The sequence below is a fragment of the Paraburkholderia sp. J67 genome, assembly GCF_905220265.1.
Taxonomy (GTDB): domain Bacteria; phylum Pseudomonadota; class Gammaproteobacteria; order Burkholderiales; family Burkholderiaceae; genus Paraburkholderia.
Genome location: NZ_CAJMZK010000002.1, coordinates 302,818 through 324,173 on the forward strand (window position 1 = coordinate 302,818; position 21,356 = coordinate 324,173).

At 58.6% G+C, this 21,356-nt stretch carries 16 protein-coding genes; 5 read left to right on the forward strand and 11 right to left on the reverse strand.

The genetic code is table 11. The features are described from left to right. Positions 1–91 precede the first annotated feature (91 nt). Positions 92–1,126: a GDP-mannose 4,6-dehydratase gene (gene gmd / locus U5782_RS05310; RefSeq protein WP_322042775.1), complete on the forward strand. Its 1,035-nt coding sequence runs from the start codon at positions 92–94 to the stop codon at positions 1,124–1,126. Positions 1,127–1,358: 232 nt separating this feature from the next. On the opposite strand, the gene U5782_RS05315 is transcribed toward gmd, so the two are convergent. The 7 genes from U5782_RS05315 to U5782_RS05345 form a co-directional block, all read right to left on the reverse strand. Continuing rightward, on the reverse strand, positions 1,359–3,011 hold the full coding sequence (locus U5782_RS05315) for a glycosyltransferase family 87 protein (protein ID WP_322042776.1): 1,653 nt from the start codon (positions 3,009–3,011) through the stop codon (positions 1,359–1,361). A gap of 178 nt (positions 3,012–3,189) precedes the next feature. Then, positions 3,190–3,615 carry a GtrA family protein gene (locus tag U5782_RS05320; protein ID WP_322042777.1) on the reverse strand — a complete coding sequence of 142 codons (426 nt, stop codon included), beginning with the start codon at positions 3,613–3,615 and terminating at the stop codon, positions 3,190–3,192. Then, complete coding sequence (locus U5782_RS05325) at positions 3,612–4,895, reverse strand: NAD(P)/FAD-dependent oxidoreductase (protein ID WP_322042778.1); 1,284 nt, start codon at positions 4,893–4,895, stop codon at positions 3,612–3,614. Before U5782_RS05325 ends, U5782_RS05320 begins: the two co-directional genes overlap by 4 nt. Before the next feature lie 5 nt (positions 4,896–4,900). Beyond that, positions 4,901–5,839 carry an NAD-dependent epimerase/dehydratase family protein gene (locus U5782_RS05330; protein ID WP_322042779.1) on the reverse strand — a complete coding sequence of 313 codons (939 nt, stop codon included), beginning with the start codon at positions 5,837–5,839 and terminating at the stop codon, positions 4,901–4,903. 47 nt (positions 5,840–5,886) lie between these two features. After that, a complete protein-coding gene (locus U5782_RS05335) occupies positions 5,887–6,627 on the reverse strand; it encodes an SDR family oxidoreductase (protein WP_322042780.1) in 741 nt (246 codons plus the stop codon). Then, positions 6,624–7,940, reverse strand: coding sequence for an FAD-binding oxidoreductase (locus tag U5782_RS05340; RefSeq protein WP_322042781.1), 1,317 nt, complete (start codon positions 7,938–7,940; stop codon positions 6,624–6,626). Before U5782_RS05340 ends, U5782_RS05335 begins: the two co-directional genes overlap by 4 nt. A 3-nt stretch (positions 7,941–7,943) precedes the next feature. Beyond that, the gene (locus tag U5782_RS05345; protein WP_322042782.1) at positions 7,944–9,368 is read right to left on the reverse strand and encodes a UbiA family prenyltransferase; all 1,425 of its coding nucleotides are present in this window, start codon (positions 9,366–9,368) and stop codon (positions 7,944–7,946) included. A 1,148-nt stretch (positions 9,369–10,516) separates the two neighbouring features. Here U5782_RS05345 and U5782_RS05350 point away from each other — a divergent pair. Genes U5782_RS05350 through U5782_RS05365 form a run of 4 tightly spaced genes read left to right on the forward strand, consistent with a single transcriptional unit; the run spans position 10,517 to position 15,225 of the window. Continuing rightward, complete coding sequence (locus U5782_RS05350; RefSeq protein WP_322042783.1) at positions 10,517–11,338, forward strand: glycosyltransferase family 2 protein; 822 nt, start codon at positions 10,517–10,519, stop codon at positions 11,336–11,338. Then, on the forward strand, positions 11,335–12,291 hold the full coding sequence (locus U5782_RS05355) for an NAD-dependent epimerase/dehydratase family protein (RefSeq protein ID WP_322042784.1): 957 nt from the start codon (positions 11,335–11,337) through the stop codon (positions 12,289–12,291). The genes U5782_RS05350 and U5782_RS05355 overlap by 4 nt, the downstream gene beginning before the upstream one ends. Positions 12,292–12,314: 23 nt before the next feature. Continuing rightward, a complete protein-coding gene (locus tag U5782_RS05360) occupies positions 12,315–13,355 on the forward strand; it encodes a glycosyltransferase family 4 protein (protein WP_322042785.1) in 1,041 nt (346 codons plus the stop codon). Beyond that, positions 13,342–15,225, forward strand: coding sequence for a nucleoside-diphosphate sugar epimerase/dehydratase (locus tag U5782_RS05365; RefSeq protein ID WP_322042786.1), 1,884 nt, complete (start codon positions 13,342–13,344; stop codon positions 15,223–15,225). The genes U5782_RS05360 and U5782_RS05365 overlap by 14 nt, the downstream gene beginning before the upstream one ends. 103 nt (positions 15,226–15,328) lie before the next feature. Here U5782_RS05365 and U5782_RS05370 read toward each other — a convergent pair whose 3' ends face one another. The 4 genes from U5782_RS05370 to galE all read right to left on the reverse strand — a co-directional run bounded on the left by U5782_RS05370 (position 15,329) and on the right by galE (position 21,331). Further along, entirely contained in the window at positions 15,329–17,128 is a 1,800-nt protein-coding gene (locus U5782_RS05370) for a hypothetical protein (protein WP_322042787.1), read from the reverse strand. A 164-nt stretch (positions 17,129–17,292) separates the two neighbouring features. Continuing rightward, complete coding sequence (locus tag U5782_RS05375; RefSeq protein WP_322042788.1) at positions 17,293–18,888, reverse strand: hypothetical protein; 1,596 nt, start codon at positions 18,886–18,888, stop codon at positions 17,293–17,295. Between the two features lie 246 nt (positions 18,889–19,134). Further along, positions 19,135–20,169, reverse strand: a complete 1,035-nt coding sequence (locus U5782_RS05380; RefSeq protein ID WP_322042789.1) for a polysaccharide pyruvyl transferase family protein — start codon at positions 20,167–20,169, stop codon at positions 19,135–19,137. A gap of 130 nt (positions 20,170–20,299) precedes the next feature. Continuing rightward, on the reverse strand, positions 20,300–21,331 hold the full coding sequence (gene galE / locus U5782_RS05385; protein ID WP_322042790.1) for a UDP-glucose 4-epimerase GalE: 1,032 nt from the start codon (positions 21,329–21,331) through the stop codon (positions 20,300–20,302). Positions 21,332–21,356 lie beyond the last annotated feature (25 nt).

Sequence of the window (21,356 nt, forward strand, 5' to 3'; positions counted from 1 at the left end):
TCGCCAGCGCCGGCTAGCCGGCAGATTTGAATGAATAGTGACAGGGGAGTAGCCGCAAGGCCGACCGTGTCCAATTTGCGAGGAATTCGAGTTGACTAGTGCAGTGATTACCGGGATTACCGGCCAGGACGGTGCGTATCTTACCCAACTGCTCCTCGAGAAAGGCTATGACGTGTATGGCACGTATCGCCGAACGAGTTCGGTCAATTTCTGGCGTTTGCAGGAACTGGGCGTGCTCGACCATCCCAAGCTTCAGCTTGTCGAACACGATCTGACCGATCTGGGCGCTACCATCCGCATTCTGGAAAAGGCCAAGCCGCAGGAGGTGTACAACCTCGCGGCGCAAAGCTTTGTTGGTGTGTCGTTCGAGCAGCCTGCAACCACCGCGGAAATCACCGGCGTGGGGGCGTTGAATCTGCTGGAGGCAATCCGCATTGTCGATCGCAGCATTCGCTTCTATCAGGCATCGACTTCAGAGATGTTCGGTAAGGTGCAAGCGATTCCGCAAAAGGAAGACACGCCGTTTTATCCGCGCAGCCCCTATGGCGTGGCGAAGCTTTACGCACACTGGATCACGGTCAATTACCGTGAGTCGTACGACATTTTCGGTTCGAGCGGTATCCTGTTCAATCACGAGTCGCCGTTGCGTGGTCGCGAGTTCGTGACGCGCAAGATCACCGACTCCGTGGCAAAGATTCACCTCGGGCAATTGGACCGCATCGAACTAGGCAACCTCGATGCCAAGCGTGACTGGGGTTTCGCGAAGGAATACGTCGACGGTATGTACCGGATGCTGCAGGCTGACGAGCCCGACACCTTCGTGTTGGCAACGGGGCGTACGGAAACCGTGCGCGATTTCGTTGCCATGGCGTTCCGCGCCGTTGGCGTGGACGTCGAATGGCGTGGCCAGGGCGAATCCGAACACGGTGTCGACAGCACGAACGGCAAGACGCTCGTGAGCGTCAGTCCGAAGTTTTATCGTCCCGCAGAAGTGGACCTGCTTGTTGGCGATGCGGCGAAAGCGAAGGACGTGCTGGGCTGGGTCGCGACCACGTCGCTTGAAGATCTGTGTTCGATGATGGTCAAAGCCGATATCGAAAGGAATAAGGTCGGTTTTTCGTTCTAAGGAACGGTTCGACGTCGTGCGCGCCGCATCACGGTCGCGCACGGCGAGGGTTTCTGTTTATCTGCGAGACAGTCCATGCAGGTGTCCGGGGGCAGTGCTCCCCGAACGCACTGCACTGGGTCGACCGTGAAGTCCCGAGTGGGATTGCTGCGATTGCGTCGTAACGGGCTAGCAAGTCACAGCGGGAGTCAAATTGGCGCCACCGAGATGACGGGTTGTTCGATGCACTAAATTAGCTCGACGGATTGCCAATCGGACAAAACTCACCGCCGACATACGCAAACGGACGAACAGCGTGAGCGTCCTTCTCAACAAACCCGACCCAGCCTGAATCGTGCGGCGCATCCGGAATGAGTTTCCTGATGTCGGGGCGTTTTATACCTGTCACACCGTATCCGACAGTATTACCCTGCCCATCGGCCAGGACAATGAGCGTTGACGGCTGAGCGTATTGCGTCGCGACGACCCAGCCTACAGCCGTCTGTCCTGCCGTATCGGGTCGGATAGCGTCCATCGATCCGATGCATAGCGATGGGTCGATCCTGGTCGCATCAAACTTGACCAATCCCGCGTCGTGCAGCCATCCGGAGCGATAAGGGCCGATCTGATACAGGTTGGCAGTTGTTGCCCGTTTCTCGAACGCCGCCAGTTGGTTTAGCGGATAGACGTACTGGACGTATTCCGGATGCACAAGCCCGATTTTCTGGCCGAGTACCGCCATCTTCTGCCCAAACAGAATCGAATTGTCTCCATATGCGCGCAGGCTCGACGGAGCGAGCGCCGCCACCACAACGGACAAGGCGAACATGACATAAAAACGACGCCTTGACGTTGTCTCGGTGATATCGATCAAAAGAAAACCGAGGACGGACATCCCGAGCAGCGTAGGCGTCGTATAGCGGCTCGAAATCGATGAACTGAGGTCTAGCATCCAGCGGCTATGGGTTGCACCAAGCGCCGTTACCAGGACGAAACCATAGCAGCCAATCAGGAAAGCGCGAAATGGCGTAATTTCGCCTGTGCGATATAAATTGAGCACAGTAAGACTTGCGATCAGGAATGTGGCCAGCCCAAAAACGAAGGCAAGGTGGATATTCGGAATCGAGTAAAAGATCGCATTGCCCAAGAACGAGAAGAAGTACTGGATCTTGGTGCGAGTTGCGTGCTCCGGAATGGGCCCCAGAAGCTGAAGCATTGGCCGAGTGTAGTCGTGGAAATACAGGGCTGCCGTGAGCGCGCCGGAAGCGCAAAGCGCAAATATTCTGCGCCAGCTTTGCCTTAACAGAAAACACTGGATGGCGCCAACGGCAAAGACCGCTATCCCGTTGCCCATACTGATGGTGGCAAGCACGCTGAATACGAGGGCAGCGGCCAGGTTGATGTTTTTGGGGTCGTCCCGCGACAGCCTCGCAAACGCCAGTATGGCGAATAGATAAACGAGCAAGCATTGGCTTTCGAAGCCCCAGGTGAGGTTCTCACGCTGTGCCCAGGACAAAGCAAGCGCGATGGCGAATGCAGCGGTGAAAAGGCGGGTTACCTGCGAAGTCCATACGCGCCGGCTTTCCACGATGATCGCGAGGGCGATGCCTGCGCATAGCAACCAGTTGCCGCCGATCGTTGACACATTCATGCCGCCAAACCACGCGATGTCCATCCAGAATAGAACGCGCGAAACGACGATCCGGTGCTCGTTATGTTGAGCCCAGAATGCGCTCAGGGCGTGCCCTTCTCGGACTGTCTGATAGAAACCGACGAATCCGTCCCATTGATCAAAGAAGGGGATAGGTGAAAAAAAGTGGATGCAGCCGACTATGCTGCTTATGGCGACAAATAGGGATATTGCGGTGACAAAAACCGTTAGCGCGCGCTGCAATGAAACCTCCATGACTGTTCCGGCAAAACAACGGCATCATTTGCACCGAGACCGCGTCTTTCGTCGCTCCTCTGCGTGGGTCGCAGAGGGGCGCGACAGCGTTGGGTGAGGCGGGTAGCTTGCGAACTTGTCTTAGCCACAATCCGTCCCTCGGGACGGATCTGGCATCGAAAGCCTGCCGCTCGCAGTGTCAATGGTGAAAACTGAACTTCTTGTGCCCGATATAGCTGCTGAAAACCGGCACGATAACCCCAACCAGATGGGCGATATCCCGGTCATGCCAGTTCATGCCAATTCGCGGGAACAGGTAGTACGCGAGCCCGACGCTCACCGCCCAGGTCTGAGCGATTGCAACAAGGTTCACGAGCGTAAAAAAGAATGCCGAGCGATGGGTCGATTGCTTGCTATCAGTAAACACAAACATCTTCGCCAGCACGAAGGCCGTGACCATCCCGGTGATATAGGCCACGACGATCGCGGCCGAATAAGGCATCCAGTGGTTATAGAGGATACGGCTGCCCCAGTTCACTGCGGCTGCGAAGCCGCCGGTCAACAGGAACATCAGAAACTTCTTCGAAACGAAACCGTTCCTGGCGGGTGCTTGCGCCTGCGTCATACCATTCTCGCCATTTTGCGCGACAGCCCGATACTTTCCGAGATACCTCGGTCCTCGGGGTAGTAATACGAGGTGTCCGCCACGAGCAGTCCTTTTACTGGCAACTGGATCGGCGGCAGGCGATCCAGATAGCCCGGTTCGCAAATCGGTTGTGCAAAACGATAACGGCTTGCCCGCACATCGATGAAATCATCCGGCGTAAGCGCGGGATTGATCTTCATGAGGTAGCGCTTTACCTTGTCGATGAACGCGGAATCCGGTTCCTGATACTTGGGGTGTTCACCGGGCACGTAGAACGGCACATAAACGACGTGTTCGTCGAGCGGGCGCAGGTTCGTGTATTCGACGATGCCCGGAATGTCCATCTCGGGATCGTTGGTGTTGAGCCAGAAGTTCTCGGTCACGCGTTTCTTCAGTTTCGCGATGACGCATACGACCGCGACGTTCTTCTTGTTCCGAAATGCATCGAGGATGTCGGCCGGCAGGTCAGGCATCACGCGCGGCACATAGGGCAACGGAATCGTGCTGATCACTTTGTCGAAAGCATGGAATTCGCCGCCTGCCTCGACACCCTTGACCGCGCCTTGCTCCATCACGACCTTCTGAACCGGCGTCCCCAGACGGAACTCGCCGCCGTTTTCCTCGATATAACGACGCATGCCATTGAGGAGCGTGTCAGAGCCGCCTTCGAGATAGCCAAGCTTTTCGCGGAAGAGGCTATAGCGTGAGCGTCCGATCCGGCGGATGCGGCTCCAGATCCACGCAGCGGAGAGATTGTCTGCGTAGTTGTAGAACTTGTAGTCGAACAGGCGACGCCACAGCACTTCCCAGGCTTCCTCGCCGATCCAGCGGCGGATCCAGCCCGTGGCCTCCATATGATCGAGTGGCTTCCAGTCGTCGCGTTTGGTCGAGAGGAACGCATGCAGGCCATAGCGGAACTTCGCCGCGAAACTCAGGCCCTTGAACTTGAGGAGCGCGACGGGGTTGCCCCAAGGCTGGACGCTGCCCTGGTAGAAGTAGCCCATCTTCGTTTCGCACCACTTCATCTTGTCTTCGATGCCGAGTTCGCGCAGTACCTCGAAGAAGGCGTGATCCGAAATCGCGTGGAAGTGGTAGTAGCGTTCGATCGACAGACCGCCGAAGTCGAAGCAGGCCGCCATCCCCCCTACGCGGTCGTCGGCCTCGAAAATAATCGGCTTGCGGCCGTCCTTGACCAGTTGGTAGGCGGCGCCCAGCCCCATCGGTCCCGCGCCCAGCACGGCAATACGATCTGCACTCATCTTTCTCAGAACTCCAGGGCGATGTGGCTATAGGTGGGATCGTTGAACGTTTCGTCCATAGCTTTGGCGAACGGCGTGGCACGAATGCCAAAAATGCCTTCCCAGTCGATCACCTCGAATTCGTCGCCGGCCGTCAATGCCTTGAGCTGATCGGCCGTAAACGGCGGGTTCTTGTCGAACAACGCGTAGATCTTTAGCAACACGTAGAACAGGTCGTAAGGAATGCGAACGATTGCGCAGCGTGCCTTCGTCGCACGTTTGATCTGACGAATGATGTCGATGTAGTCGACGCGTTCGAGACCGCTGATGTTGTAAGCCTGGCCCTTGATGCGCGACTCGATGCTGCTGATGATGACGTTGCAGAAGTCGCCCACATAGAGGGGCTGGCGCATGAATTTGCCGCTGCCGGGAATCGGGAAGACGGGTACGCGTTGCATGAAACGCGAGAGCCAGCCGAGGTGCTTGCGGTCGAACCAGCCGAACATCAGCGTGGGGCGCAGCACGACGCATTCAATGCCGGACGCGATCACGATTTCTTCCTGCTCGCGCTTGGTTTCCGTGTACCAGTCGTCGGCGACTGAATTGACGACGGACGAACTGATGTGGACCGTATAGGGAACCTGGTGCTTCTTGATGGCGTCGAGCACGTGGCGCGTCGCGACGATGTTGTTGCGCACGAATGGTTCGCGGGTGGGCGCGCCGATTTGTGCCTGCAGCATGACGACGACGTCCGCGCCGTCAAAATATTTTGCCCAGTCGCCCGGTTCGGCGAGATCGGCGTGGATCGCCGTGACGTCCGGATGAACGCTGCGCAGAACCTCGAGGTTTGACTCGCGCTTGTCGAGGACGACGAGATTGGAGTAGCCGCGTGCCTTGAGCCGGGCGACCAGGTTCTGCCCAACCAGTCCGGCGCCGCCGGGAAGAAGAATTCGAGTCTGATTCATGCGATAGCGAGAATATGAATGCGCTTCGTGAACTGGCGCAGGCGCACTTAAAGTGAAGCCCGTTTGAATGCGAATTTCGGCACGGACCGGATGATCAGCATGATCAGCGACCAGAACCACGGCGTGTAGAGCACGTCCTTGTTTTTCTCGATGGCGCGTGTGATGTCCCCGGCGACCTTGTCGGGCGTCGCGACGAGTGGACCTGGCAGCGGCAGGCCTTCGGTCATCGGCGTGGCGACGAAGCCGGGCTTGATCGTCACGACATGAGCGCCCGCCTTGAACAGGCGGGCGTTCAGGCCTTCGCAGAAGGCCGACAGTGCGGCCTTTGCGCTTCCATACAGATAGTTCGACGGACGTCCGCGGTCGCCTGCCACTGACGAAATGACCGCAATCGTACCGTGCCGCTGGGCTTCGATCAGATTCGCGATCGGCGTCAAGAGACCGATAATCGACGTGACGTTGGTATTGAATTCGCGCATGGCGACGTTGGCGTCGGCCTGGCACTGCGCCTGGTCTGGGAGCGTCCCGGGCGCGACGAGGACGATATCGAGCGTACCCAGCTCGACCTTGCATTGCCCGAGCATGGCGGCGTGGCGCTCGACGTCGTTGACGTCGAGTTCGTAGCACGTGGCGCGCGTGGCGCCACGTGCGACGAGGTCGTCGGCGACCTGCCGGAGGCGTTCGCCGTTACGGCCGACAAGGAAGAGATTCGCGCCTTGCGCGGCCCAGCGGCGGCCACACGCTGCCGCGATAGCCGAGGTAGCACCGATGATCAGAATGTTCTTCATGTTCGAGTTGTTCGCTCCCAGAACCGCGACAACATCGCGGGATCTCGCAGGTTTTCCAATTGTTGCCATTGCGGATAAGCCGCCCGGAAATCACTGCCGGACATGTGTGCGTCCTTGGCAGGATACAGTCGGCCGCGTGCTGCGGCGACGATCGCATCGAGGCGTGCGAAAAGCCGGGTGTTCTGTGCGTCGCGCTGAGGAAAATCGAGCGCGAGCGACGTGCCCTCACGCGGAAACGATAGAAGTCCGGGTGAGGGGATATCGCCGCAACGCTTGAGCACCGCGAGAAACGAACCCGTGCCGCTCGACGCGATCGCGTCGAGAATCTCTCGCGTCGCGTCGCGCGCGGCCTCGGGTGGCACGACGCACTGATATTGCTGAAAGCCGCGGCGACCGTAGATGCGGTTCCATTCGAGCAGGCTGTCGAGCGGGTAAAAGTACGCATCGTAGCTGACCGTGCTGCGAGTTTCGCCGCGCGCCTGACGGTGGTAGTACATCCCGTTGAAGGCGCGCAGCGTGAGCGGATTGAAGATGGGCACTGGCAGAGTCATCGGCACTGTGCGCTTTTTGCGCCGGTCGACTTCGAGCACTCCCGCCGTCGCGTGATCACCCACCATGAAAATGCCACGGCCGAGCGCCGATCCGCGGCTCTGGCAGTCCACCCATGCCACGCTGTATTCGTGCAGCGGATCGAGACGCTCGGAGAGTTCGAAGAATTCGTCGAGGTTGTCGAAGCGCAGCGTCGTGACGTCCATCTGGCTCGAGCGGACCGGCATGAGCTGGATCTCGGCCCACAGGATCAGGCCGGTGAGTCCCAGTCCGCCAATCGTTGCCGCATAGAACTCGGCGTGCTGATCCGGCGCGCATTCGAGCACGCTGCCGTCGCTGCGCGCGAGGCCGAAGCGGCGGATATGGCTTCCAAACGTCCCTCGCACATGGTGATTCTTGCCGTGGACGTCGTTGGCGATTGCGCCGCCAAGCGTGGCATATTTGGTTCCCGGCGTGACAGGCAGCATCCAGCCGCGCGGAATCGCCACGTCCAGAATCTGTTCGAGCATTACGCCAGGTTCGGCGCGTAGCACGCCGGTAGTCCAGTCGGCCGAGATCAGACGGTCAAGGTGCAGCATGTGCAAGACGTGCCCGGAGGCCGCGAGACAGCTATCGCCATAGCTGCGACCATTGCCGAACGCGAGCGTGCTGCCGTGTGCGTCGTGCAGATCGCGCCACACCGCAGTCGCGCGGTCACGCCACGCTAGCGCGTGTGCCTCTTGCGGATAGACGGGATAACGTCCCCAGGACAGCACGGTGTTCATCGTTCAGGTCGCGGCCCAGAACACGACGGCGCAGAGCAGCACGACGGCGAGGCTCACGCGGTCGCGCGCGGCGAACACGATGGGGTCGTCGTGCATCTGGCCGCGGTGCGCAATGATCCACGTCCGGCTGACCCAGTAGAGCAGCAACGGACACGCGAGCCAGATGAGCTGGGCATGGCGGTAAAGCTTGGCGGTGTTGCCGTCCTGGATGTACATCGCCAGCACGAGTACGGAAATGTAGCCCGATGCCGTGCCCAGCGACGAAATGAGCGGCAGGTCGCCTGATACGTAGCCGCGTCCGCGAGTCTTGACGAGCCCTCGTGCCTGCATCGAGTGCAACTCGGCGTAGCGTTTTACCAGCGCGAGGCTCAGGAAGATAAACATCGAGAACGCGAGCAGCCAGAAGGTAAGATGCGCGCCGATAGCGGCCGTGCCCGCCACAATGCGAATGGTGTAGAGCATCGCCAGCACGACGACGTCCACCATCACCTGGCGCTTGAGGTACATCGAGTACGCGAGCGTGAGCGCGTAGTAACCCAGCAGCACGGCGGCGAACCGCCACGGAAGGAAAATCGCGGTCAGCAGGAAGGCGCCGACGAGCAGAACCGGGAGGAGTCCGATCCCCCAACTGAGCGGTAGCGCACCGGAGGCAAGCGGGCGCCTGCGCTTGGTGGGATGGTGTCGGTCGTCCTCGAGGTCGAGCAGGTCGTTGAGCAGGTAGACGCTCGACGCGCAAAGGCCGAATGCCAGAAAAGCGAGCAGCGCCGCCACGACAAGTTCAGGATGAGTGAGCTTATGCGCGGCGAGCAGTGGCACGAAGATCAGCAGATTCTTCAACCACTGATGCAGGCGCAACGATTTGCTCAGCGTCCTGAGCGTCGGCGGCCGCGATTCGATCACGCGCTCGACGTTGCCGATCTTGCGTGCGGCGCGCTCGACACCGCTCGATGGATTGACAACATAGGCGCGTGCTGCGGATTGCCACACAGCAATGTCGTCGTGCGAGTTGCCCGCGTAGTCGAAGTTCTTTTCGCCGAATTCGGCGACCAGCTTGTCGCGCTTGCGGTGCGCGGAGAGGTTGACGCCGTCCGCGGTCGCGAAAGTCTGCTCGAACAGGCCGAGATGGTCGGCTATTGCCTGTGCGTAGCGCTCGTGGCTGGCGGTGGCGAGTACGAGCGCACGCCCCGATTCGCGCTCTTCACGCAGCCAGTCCAGCACCTGCGGGTCATACGGCAAGACCGTGACATCGACATTCGTATTTTCCGCCAGGCCGGCCTTCAGGGCTGGCTTGCCGCCGCGCGCCAGCCAGAGAAGCGGGCGATAAAATCGATGCGGAGCGGATGTCAGGTAGGCAAATCCCGATTCGATTAGCACATCCGATCGAATCAATGTGCCATCCAGGTCAACAACGAGTGGTCTGCTGCTCATATGGTTGGCCAGTGGGCAACTTGATTTACGTGGAAAGGTCTATTGGGCGTGTACCCATGCCAGTCTTACGCCATCCGCCAAACCGCCGAATTTTACCTGCATATTGTTGGCGTTTAGAATTTTCCCGAGTCATTTCTTTCGCGACCTTGCAATGCGGTGGATTGCTGGTGATCAAAGGTTACGATAGCGCCTTCACGTGTGAGGCGCCCTAATAAGTTGGGGCGACAATCCTGAACGCATTCGCTTGAGAAGTGACACGAATCAGCCCAAGCCTAATCTCACCGGGCACTCGGACATTGCTCGTGGTTCCGGGCGTTGAGCCCCCTGATGTCCCGACAATGCGGCCGTTGGGCAGTTGGTATCGGCGATTACGGTAGCAGGGAAGTAGTGCATGCCGTCTGCATCGTACCCCATTCGGTAGCGGCGAATCGATGTGGTGATATATCTCGATTGCGTCGCGGTTTGGAACCTGAGACCTTCCTTCCTGCTGTGGCGGCCATTGCGTCTGCGCAATTAACACGGCTGTGGCGGGCCGTACAGGTGCAATGGCGATGCGGCACTGTAAGGATATCTAAATCGCATAAAATCAGCCGGGACGCATTTCCGTACTCCAAACCGTTTCGAGCTTTGTCCCGCGGCTGGCCCTGGTGTCACAGGGCGAGGGCGGCTACGAAGGTAAGTGCCCACCGGCCGCGGTCATGCGTAATGACAACCATTTGCAATATGCACGTCAAAGACTCGTATAGGGCATCAACGCAAAAAGCGCGTCGAAGACGATGATGGCAAAGAGGTCGAGTACCTTGCGTCAGCCCGGGCCGCGCGAGTCTGGATCCAGTGTCCTCGTGAATGAGGTTGCCCCCGGTTTTCGTTGACGCCCTTGTGTCGCGCGTGCGTCGTCTCATCAGCGGGGCACGCATGTCGGAGCTTTGATGCCAGTCGCGAACATGCCTGGACAACTTTGCAGCATCGAGACTTGTCTGGATTGTTACGTCTGACCCTCGTAACAAAGGGAAAAGCGGGTTGCCGGGAACAGACATTTTCAGCAAACTAGTGGCTTTTACCGACCCCGTTTAACCAGATGGCGCCGAGTCTGCGCCGCTTCGTCGCGTTTCCAGATGACAGTGAGTGCAGTGAGTGCGGTATCTAGCATGGACCACGGCGTGGTGTCCGTATCGGTGGTCGTCTTTTATCCTGATCAGCAGCTTCTCGAGCGCACGTTCGACAGTCTTGCTGAAGCCGGTGCGGCGTTGGCGCGAGGTAGACCGGGGCTGTCGATTCACCTGTATCTGGTCGACAACGGCGGTATGCCTGAGATGCGCAGCTGTCTTGACGCACTGTCGCAGGCCGGCATCGATCACACGGTTGTCAGCGGTCAAGGGAACGTAGGCTACGGGCTTGGCCACAATCTGGCGATCAGGCTGGCATCGAGCCGCTATCACCTGGTGCTCAATCCCGATGTGGATATTGAGCCTGGTGCGTTGCTTGCGGCCTTGACTTTCCTTGATGCGCATCCGGAAGCGGGCTTGCTCACACCGGCCATCGTTGACGATGCAGGTCGGCTTCAGTATCTGTGCCGCCAGTATCCGACGCTCCTGGATCTGTTCGTGCGCGGTTTTCTGCCAGCCGCCGCAAAGCAAGCCTTCGCAACGCGACTTGCACGTTACGAGATGCGCGAGTTGATCAACGAGCGCGACATTATCTGGGATCCGCCCATTGTCAGCGGTTGCTTTATGCTGTTCCGCACGGACGTGCTCAAGCGGCTACATGGTTTTGACGCACGCTACTTCCTTTACTTCGAGGACTACGATTTGAGCCTGCGTGCCCACGAGTTCGCGCGCGTGGTCTACGCGCCGATGGTACGCGTTCTGCATCACGGCGGTGGCGCGTCGCGCAAGGGGCTCGCGCATATCCGGATGTTCCTTGCGTCGGCGTTCAAATTCTTTAACCGATTCGGGTGGAAGTGGCTTTGAGTAGCATTTTGGTGACGGGCGCGAACGGATTCGTCGGTCATGCAGTATGCCGTGCATTGAGCGGTCGCGGACATGTTGTGACCGGACTGGTGCGCCGAGGCGAGGTCGAGTCGGACGGCGTTCGCACATGGCGTCATGATGTGGCCGACTTCTCCGGCTTGCGGGAGGCATGGCCCAAAGATTATTCGCCTGAGTGCGTCGTGCATCTTGCCGGACGAGTGCATGTCATGCGCGATGACGCACCGGATATACAGGCAGCCTTTAACGCAACCAATGTCGATGGTGCCTTACGTGTGGCGCAAGCGGCGCACGCTCGCGGCGTGCGTCGCCTCGTTTTTGTGAGCAGCATCAAGGCCGTTGCGGAAACTGATGGTGGCATGCCGCTGGATGAATCGACGCCACTTGCACCTCTGGACGCGTATGGCCGCTCGAAACGAGAGGCAGAGGAGAGGCTACGTCGGTTTGCTGAAGAGACTGGGTTGGAACTCGTGGTCGTTCGGCCGCCGCTCGTGTACGGCCCAGGCGTCGGCGCGAATTTTCTCCAGATGATGAACGTCCTCTGGCGAAGATTGCCGCTGCCGTTGGGTGCCGTCGATGTGCGACGGAGTCTCCTCTTCAATGACAATCTGGCGAGTGCACTCATGCATTGCGCTACCGATGCGCGTGCGGCCAATTCATGCTTCCACGTCACAGACGGGGAAGATCTCTCGGTGACTGAGTTACTGCGCGAATTGGGCTGTCATCTATCGAAGCCCGCACGCCTGTTTCCTGTAGCGCCGAGCCTGCTGCGCGTTGCCGGTACACTCACCGGCCGCGTGGCCCAGATTGAGCGATTGACGATGAGCTTACGAGTCGACTCGTCGCACATTGGCGAGCGACTCGATTGGCGACCGCCATTTTCCGTGGAAGAAGGGCTGGCAGCGACTGCAAGCTGGTATCGTGCGACGCATTGAACGCGTGGAGATCGTAGACGTTGATGTTGTTTTCCCCCAACTCGTTATTGGTGTCCGGTGCGTCGATCGCGCTGATTTGCGGTGCGCTGTGCGCAGTCGTACTCGCATTTTTGCTAAAGAGCGGACTCGCGTGGCGCCTTGCAACCGACGTACCTAATGAACGCTCGCTTCATGTGCGGCCGACGCCGCGCGTCGGCGGTTGGGGCATGATTCCAGTGGCCGCGCTCGCGATCCTGCTGCTTGCGCCTTCGTTGTGGCTGATTGCTCTTGGTGCGGTATTTCTCGCCGCGGTGTCGCAAATCGACGACCGGCGCGGGCTTCCCGCGCGCGTGCGGTTTGCTGCGCATTTCGTTGCAGTCCTCGCGCTGATTGTCGTCTACCCGGTCCCGGTTGCCTGGTGGTGCGTGCTGGGCCTGGCGTTTTTGATGTTGTGGCTCGTGAATCTCTACAATTTCATGGATGGATCGGACGGCCTTGCGGGCGGCATGGCGCTGTTGGGCTTCGGGGGCTACGCGGTGGCGGCGCTCGCCGGGCCGCACGCGACGCCTGACCTGGGTTGGGCGAGCGCTGCGATCGCGGGCGCTGCGGCAGGATTTTTGCTTTTCAATTTTTATCCGGCGAAGATATTTCTGGGCGATGCCGGATCGATTCCCACAGGCTTTCTGGCTGGCGCCCTCGGTTATTGGGGCTGGCGCAGCGGCACTTGGCCGATCTGGTTTCCCGCGCTGGTGTTTTCCCCTTTCATCGGCGACGCCTCCGTCACACTGCTCCGTCGGCTCTTGCGCGGCGAGAAGTTCTGGCAAGCCCATCGTGAACATTATTACCAGCGGATGATTCGCGGGGGGGGCGGGCATGCTGCAACAGCATTGAAGTGGTATCTGGTAATGTTTGTCGGCATACTACTTGCTCATTGGGCTTTGGATCGTTCCATCGCCGTGCAGTGGGGGATCGTTGCAGGTTGGGCTGCCGTTCTTGTTTTGATGGGGGCGGCGATTGACGTGCGCTGGCGAAATTTCCAGTCCATTACCAGACAACCTGAGGTCGACGCTGATGCTCCGCAATAAAGCCTCCTGGCTCTCGTTCAGCGCTTTTCTATTCGATGTCAGCGCAGTGGCCGCTGCCTGGCTGACGGCCTATCTTCTGCGTTTCAACGCGTCCGTTCCCGCCGAGTTCTGGCGCGGCGCCGTTAGCACACTGGTCTGGGTACTGCCTGCCTATGCCGTGATGTTTCGCATCTTTGGCCTGTATCGCGGCATGTGGGTCTTCGCGAGCCTGCCCGATCTGATGCGTATCTCCAAGGCGATCATTTCGGCGGCGCTGATCATCATGATCGTGTCCGTCATGTTGCAGCCGACGCCGATCATTCCGCGTTCGGTGCTGATCGTCTCTCCGCTCCTCTTGTTCTTTGTCATGGGCGGTTCGCGCGCACTCTATCGCGCGACCAAAGAGTTCTATCTCTACGGCGGTCTGGTCGCGCAGGGCAAACCGGTGATCGTGGTTGGCGCGGGCGGCGCAGGTGCGAGTCTCGCGCGTGAACTGTCACGCTCGGCGGAGTGGCGTCTTGTGGGCCTGCTTGACGACGATCCCGCCAAGCAAGGGCGCGAGATCTACGGCTACAAGGTGCTTGGCCCGATCAGCGAAATCGCGCGCTGGGCGGAAATACTGCGTTGCGAGTTTGCGATTATCGCCATTCCTTCTGCTTCCGCGGAGGTGCAGCGACGTGCCGCCACGCAATGCGTGCGCGCGGGCGTGAAGGCGTTGATGTTGCCTGCCTTGACCGAACTCATGCCGGGGCGGGGCTACCTCTCGCAGGTCCGCAACATCGATCTCGAAGATCTGCTCGGTCGCGATGCCGTGAAGATCGACACGCCGCACGTCGAGGCGCTTTTGGGTGGGCGCGTAGTCATGGTGACAGGCGCCGGTGGCTCGATCGGATCGGAACTTTGCCGTCAAATTCTGCGTTTTGCACCAGCGCAACTCGTTGCGCTGGATCTGTCCGAATATGCGATGTATCGGCTGACGGAAGAAATCCGCGAGCGCTTTCCCGAGCTTTCCGTCGTCCCGATCGTTGGTGATGCGAAAGACGCACTGCTGCTAGACCAGGTGATGGGACGCTATACGCCCCACATCGTGTTCCATGCCGCGGCCTATAAGCACGTTCCGCTAATGGAGGAACTCAATGCGTGGCAGGCGATCCGCAACAACGTGCTGGGTACCTACCGTGTTGCGCGGGCTGCAATCAAGCATCAAGTTCGGCATTTCGTGCTCATTTCCACCGACAAGGCCGTCAATCCGACCAACGTGATGGGTGCAAGCAAGCGTCTTGCGGAGATGGCCTGCCAGGCGCTGCAGCAGACCAGCGAGCGAACCCAGTTCGAAACAGTGCGATTTGGCAACGTATTGGGCAGCGCAGGCAGCGTGATCCCGAAGTTCCAGCAACAGATCGCGAAGGGCGGACCTGTGACGGTCACGCACCCAGAGATCACGCGCTTCTTCATGACGATTCCCGAAGCGTCGCAACTCGTGCTTCAGGCCTCAAGCATGGGGCGCGGTGGAGAGATCTTCATTCTTGATATGGGGAAGCCGGTCAAGATCGTCGATCTCGCGCGTGACCTGATTCGCCTGTATGGCTTCTCGGAGGAGCAAATTCGCGTTGTCTTCACGGGCTTGAGGCCTGGCGAGAAGCTCTACGAGGAACTGCTGGCTGACGACGAAACGACCACGCGCACGCCGCACGCCAAGTTGCGTACGGCTAAGGCGCGTGAAGTGCCGGACAATCTGCTGGACGAATTGCTGCCTTGGCTTATGCAGCATCGCGTGCCGGGTGACGACGAGGTCCGACGGGATCTTCGCCGCTGGGTACCGGAGTATCAACCGCCAACCGCACCGACGCTGCAAAGCGTAGATGTCACGTCAGTGCGGGCGATGAGATAGTGGCGCGAACTATTCGTTATAGCTAGCGCCACTCAGTGGTCGTCCTGACTTGGGGCCGTGTTCTGATGGCGGTTTGCGGCTGCGTTTTGCAAATCTGGCGACGTCAGCTCACGTCTGATAGCGCCTGCGTAAGACGAATCCACATTTCGTCTCGCGAAAACTGAAGGGGGACGATGAACTCTACAACCCGGTCGAACACGGCCGATCGATCGACGAAGTCTTCGACGTCGTGATAATGGGGGCGATCGAGATAGTCGTCAAAGAGTATCCGTGTGCCAGGTTTCGCCAGTAGGCACGAGGCGAGAAAGCAGGCACGCCGGAATCGACCGTCGATCAGCACCAGATCGGGAGACAGCGAACGCCTGGCGCAGTATTCCCATGGCGCCAGCGGGTAGTCGCGATAGCGTCTCCATGAAGCTTCTGACAACGGATATCCCCATTCACCGGTCGGACCGATGTCGACGTGCAGCAGATGCAGTCCGTCGGCGGGTGTCTGGCCGAGCTTCAGCTCCAGAGTTTTCAGCCAGAGTTCATCGCTTTCCACGCCGACAACCTCGGCCACGCCTAGTCGTCGTGCTGTAACCGTCGTGCCACCTGTCCCAAACTCCAGATAGCAGCTGGCTTTTCGCATCGCCTCCGCAAGCCGTGCCGCCGCCACATCCGGCATGAAAGGGCGCGTCGGGATTTGCGGAATTTGTGCCAGCAACGGGCGCAGCTCGCTCCGCAGGCGGGTTGTGGCTACCGCGTCCATGGCGGGTTCGGAAGCTCCGTCGTAATTAAGCAATGTAAGACGCACGTCGATGCCTGAGAGATCAGTCTCACTGTCGACGGTAGCAAACGAAAGTAACGGAAACTCGAACGAGAAGCCGCAGTCATTTTCCACACCAGGCACTGCGGCGTTGACGTCCGGACGTTCGATACGTTTAAAGTTCTCAATTGCCACAGAGCAAATTTGCGGTGGCGTCCCAAAGTCCACGGCGACTGCGCTGCAACCGCGTCCATCGGTAAACGCAGCCCAGCCGTTGACGATTACTGAAGCGCCTTCACGGCTTACAGCGTCGATATGGACTTGTGCGATTGAGTTCGGGAAGGCGGGGGCAAGCTGCTCTTCTTCTGCCATCTCCCGGGCGGTGGTCTCGCCCTGCGCGGCCAGCAGGGTGTCGGAATACGACCAGCGGTCGAGGTGCATTACGCAGTGCGCCTCAATATTGTCTTTGCTCCGCCACAAAAGAAAGGCTTGGTGGGCATTGGCGTAAGCCGAAGCCATCAGCCCCCCAACAATGCGGTCGCGGCGTGTCCACTGGACGCGATCACGGGCGTATTGCATCTGTTCCCGGCTGAGGAACATCAGCGCAGAGTGGGGGTTGTCAGCGACATCGAGTGCAAGGCCATCGAACTCGTTCCTCAAGCTTTTCCAACCTGGCATGGCCAGAAGGTCGACACAATAGATTTCCCCTGTGCCACTGGTTTCAACCCGATTAGGCAGCAGAATTTCGTTGACGGGTGACTGGGCCGCAAACGCCATCATGCGTTCGAGAGTTTGGGGCTCAATCAGGATGTCGTCTTCGATATTGAGAAACCAGTCGTATTGATCAATGACTCCGAGCATGCGCTGGAGACTTTCATAGACGATGCGCTGCGGTTCACCAATCGCGCTCAGATCGATATCGACTGGTACAAGCGCATGATCCTTGAACCCGCAGACGCGCAAGTCGACGTCGAAGGGCAATGCTCGCAGTGCGGCAATAGTGCGCTGGACGATGTCGTGTCGAATGGCTCGCGGTGTGACCGCAGAACCGAATTCGGTTTCAGTACTGGCGCGCCCATAGAAGTGATTGAGATGACACAGGACTCTCGGACGTTGTGGCGGCAGCGCTTGCCGCGTGCGGGTAGACCAGAACATGGCAGCGTTGGACGTGAAAATTCTGTGAATATAGCACTGTGGTTGTCAGCTCAACATATCGAGTCAGGCAGGCCGATCGCCCGCGCCAGACTCTGGGTTCAGGCGTGGGCAGGCCTGTGCGGATCGCCGACTCGTCGCGGCGATTTACGAGCGCAAAAGCGCCATCAGGCGGCAAATATTCGGATAAGCCGGCGTAGTGGGGCGGTAGCGCGCCACGAACGGCTTTTCAAAATGCTGTTACGTTCGGATAGCGACTGATCCCGCTCGACTCGCAGTTGCTCTCGCTCAGCGATCAACGTGTCCAGTCTGGTTAGCAAATGTTGGAACTCCGAGACTGTTTTGCCCTTGTCGTTCATCAACTGATCCCGCTCCGAAAGGAGATGTCCGTACTCCTGGATCATCTCGCTCCTGGCCGTCACTAGCTGGCTCCTTTCTGACGTCAAGAATTCAAATTGCTGAGGATACAACCGGTTGACTACCTCGGTTGCTCCGATCGCCAAAGTCTCCATATCGACTGTGATTTTCTTCAGGCCGATCTGGTGCTCGCTTGGCACCTGCACGATGAATTGCGGGTCGTTGTGCGTAAAACAACATTCCGCAGAATTGACAACATGCGTGGCATTCAACGGAGTGGCTTCCAGAACCTGGTCGCCCGCTGTGCTCGATACCCGGAATCTGCTGATCCGAACGATCGTATGATCATCTATGGGATCGAACCGAAATGCTCGAATGGCTTCGTCCTGTGGAAAACCTTCGAAAACATATCGGCGCGCGCCTCTGAATGCCGTTTTGCGCAGCGATTCGATTTCGTTGAATCCTGAGCCGGTATCGAAGAAAAGCTGCGTAGATGGCATATTTGCCAGCAGGCGATCGGGTAGCGCGTTTTCCCATGAAATGCGAGAGTGATCCTCCAGTTGCAAGGCTTCAAAAATCTTCGCACGCACAGTTTCGGGGGCTGTGATATGAAGGAGAGATCCTGTGCCGTCCAGTGGATAAACATTGTTCTCCTCCGGCACCTCGACAAATCGGTTGACTTTGAGTCCTTCCGCCATTGCATAGGCAAACGATGGGTTGCCGATGAACAGAGCGGAATTCGCCAGAAGTTTGGCTAGATCCAAAAAGCTTTCCGTTTGAAACACTGTCCCGCCAATGTTCCTTCGTTCGATTTGATCGCTCCCAACACCTACGAAAAACACCCTATCTGCAGGTACGTCGCGGAAGAGATACTCATAGTACGAGTGGTCAAACCGGCGATAGCGGCTCGTTAATCCCACGACGATATAGGGCTTTTTCTTTGCATCTGCATCATCCGCTGCCACGCCTGTCGTAATCCACGGCTTTGCGCCATCGATCATCAGATTGAATGGTGTGGCATGTGCATACAGCAAGTGCAGTCGGGGATTGGTGAAGCTGGCCCGGAAAGAGTCCAGAATATAATCGACGCCGAGGTCGGCCGGGTTGGCGAATTCCCAGGGGACACCGGATTTGATGATCGTTACGCGTTGAATGAATTTTTGCGCGAACAGTAACGGCACAAGCGCCCTGGCCGACTGCTCAGTTAGTACTCGCCCGCCAAACCCGGGGTCAACGCAGACATTCAGAATCAGATGGTTGATGTCGAGCATGCGGCACGTCGGCAGCGCATAGACGATGTCACCGATATTGCCGGAGTGCAATCCGGAGCGCCACGAATCAGAATTGCGTTGATCATCGGAAGCGAAATATTCGGAAACGACGGGGATCGCCTTCAGAATGCTCATAATTCTTATGTGTCTGTAATAGAGAAAGCGCCAAAACGCGAGGCGCCTTTGGACGCATGCAATGGGCCAAATTTGCTGCTGCAGAAGTGTTTCTGCAAGGAGATCCAATGTTCCAAACCAGCTTACGCCGTTGAGCCGGGGGATTACGCAAAACTCGTAATGGGCGCCGCGACTCGGCGATTTGGCTCGCTCAGAACACCATGCGGAATTACCCGCCTCTGCGGAACTTGCCGGAGGCGAAGGCTGTTATCGGCCGGGGCGCGCCTCGGCGAGGAACGCTCCTACCCGACGTTTCATGTCTTCAAACGCGCTCGTCCTGAACGCGCGGATCGCAGTCGATTGTTGGCGTGCTGCATCCAGGGAGATCTCGGACACAGCGCGGAAAGCCTCTTGGGTTGTAATAATTGGCAATAAGTCGCCAAATAGCTTTTGCGTGCTCCGCAGCCTGAAATTGTCTTCTTCAGCAAGCAGAATCGAGGGGACGCCCGCAGAGAGTCCCGCAATTGCGCCATGCAGTCGCGTCGATATAACGGTCGAATAGCCCGCAAGCTGATCGAGCAAATGATCCGGCTCATAACTGTAGACACAAGGGTGCGTCAGACCCAACCGCGAGAACCGCATATGCTCGTCGATATAGAGACTTATGACGTCGAGATCGATTTCGCCCTGTGCATCCCGCAGCGCCGAGATCAGGCTCTGCACGAGTTCTTCGCCAATGCTCTGGTTCACCACAGCCGAGTTTTGGACGATCACGCCGACGCGACGTCGTTCAGGCTGGGTGTCGCTTTCGCTAGCGCTGTAGAACGCGGGGCACGGCAGGGGGATGGCTTTCGGCGTTGAGAGCTGCGCATTCAGACATTCCGCGAGGTCAAAGCTTCGCGTACTAATGAATACGTTGCTTCGGTTGAGGACTTCAAGTTCGTGCGGCGCAAGCTGCGGCATGGTGCTGCCGGAGCCTGCTCCCAGAATCAGTACTGGAATGGTCGGCTGCGTCAAGAGACGCCGGTAAATCTGCTCAACCGGCTGGCCCAGCCATTCAGGGGTTCCGGCGAAGACGACCAGATCGACCACGTCAAGAGCCGGATCGCGCAAAGAGTTGGTGAGAAAATCGGTCCGCATCCGACTATCGGCCCAACGATCTATAAAGAGGTCAGGGTTGCGATTCCAGAGCAGCCAATTGTGGCCTTTTCCCAGAATGCTGTGCAGGAGCCTCTCGACGCCCTTTCGGATGAACTCATCTCCCGGGTTCCACTGACGAGTGGAACTGACGAGAATGTTCATGCGCTTCATTGGTATGCCTTTAAGTGGTGCTGGGTATGTCGAAATTATGTCACTCCTGTCCGACACTACACGGTTTCACTCTGGCTCTTACCTTTCAAAGTCTGACCTGCGAGGCTCCCTGCGCGCTCTGTTATTCAAATCCCCGCGGATTGTTTTCCTGCCAGCGCCAGTGATCGACGCACATGCGCTCGATACCGAATTGCGCCTTCCAGCCGATCAGCTTCTCAGCTGTGGTGGGGTTCGCATAGCACTCGGCGATATCGCCGGGGCGGCGCGCGACGATTTCATACGGCACCGGACGTCCCGATGCCGCTTCGAACGCCTTCACGACTTCCAGTACGCTATAGCCGCGACCGGTTCCGAGATTCACCGTGAAGCCCGCGTCGTGCGCGACCAGCGCATCGAGCGCCTTCAGATGGCCCTGCGCCAGATCAACTACGTGGATGTAGTCGCGCACGCCCGTACCATCAGGCGTGGGGTAGTCGCCGCCAAACACGCGCAGCTTCTCCAGTTTGCCCACTGCGACTTGCGCGACGAACGGCATAAGATTGTTCGGAATCCCGGCCGGATCTTCACCGATCAGGCCGCTTTCATGCGCACCCACCGGATTGAAATAACGCAGCACGGCAATACGCCACGACTGATCAGAGATCACCACATCGCGCAGGATCTGCTCGGCGATTAGCTTGGATTGACCGTACGGATTGGTCGCGGAAAGGGGGAACGATTCGTCGATGGGCGAGCGCTCGGGCACGCCATACACCGTTGCCGACGAACTGAACACGAACTGCTTCACGCCATGCTGGCGCATCACATCGAGCACGACTAGCAGCCCGTCGAGATTGTTGCGGTAGTACTCGATGGGCTTGGCGACCGACTCGCCGACGGCCTTCAGCGCCGCGAAGTGGATCACACCGGTGACCTTGTGCGCCTCGAAGATGCGCGTGAGTGCCTTGGCGTCGCGCACATCGGCGTTGTAAAACGTGACGGGCTTCCCCGTGATCCGCTCGACGCGTGCCAGCGACTCCTCACGACTGTTGACGAGATTGTCGACGACAACTACGTCGTAGCCGCCATTGAGCAACTCGACGCAAGTGTGCGAGCCGATAAAGCCTGCGCCGCCCGTGACGAGGATCGTGCCTTTGGAGTGAGTCGCTACCATGCTGTATTCCCGTGTGCTCTCGATC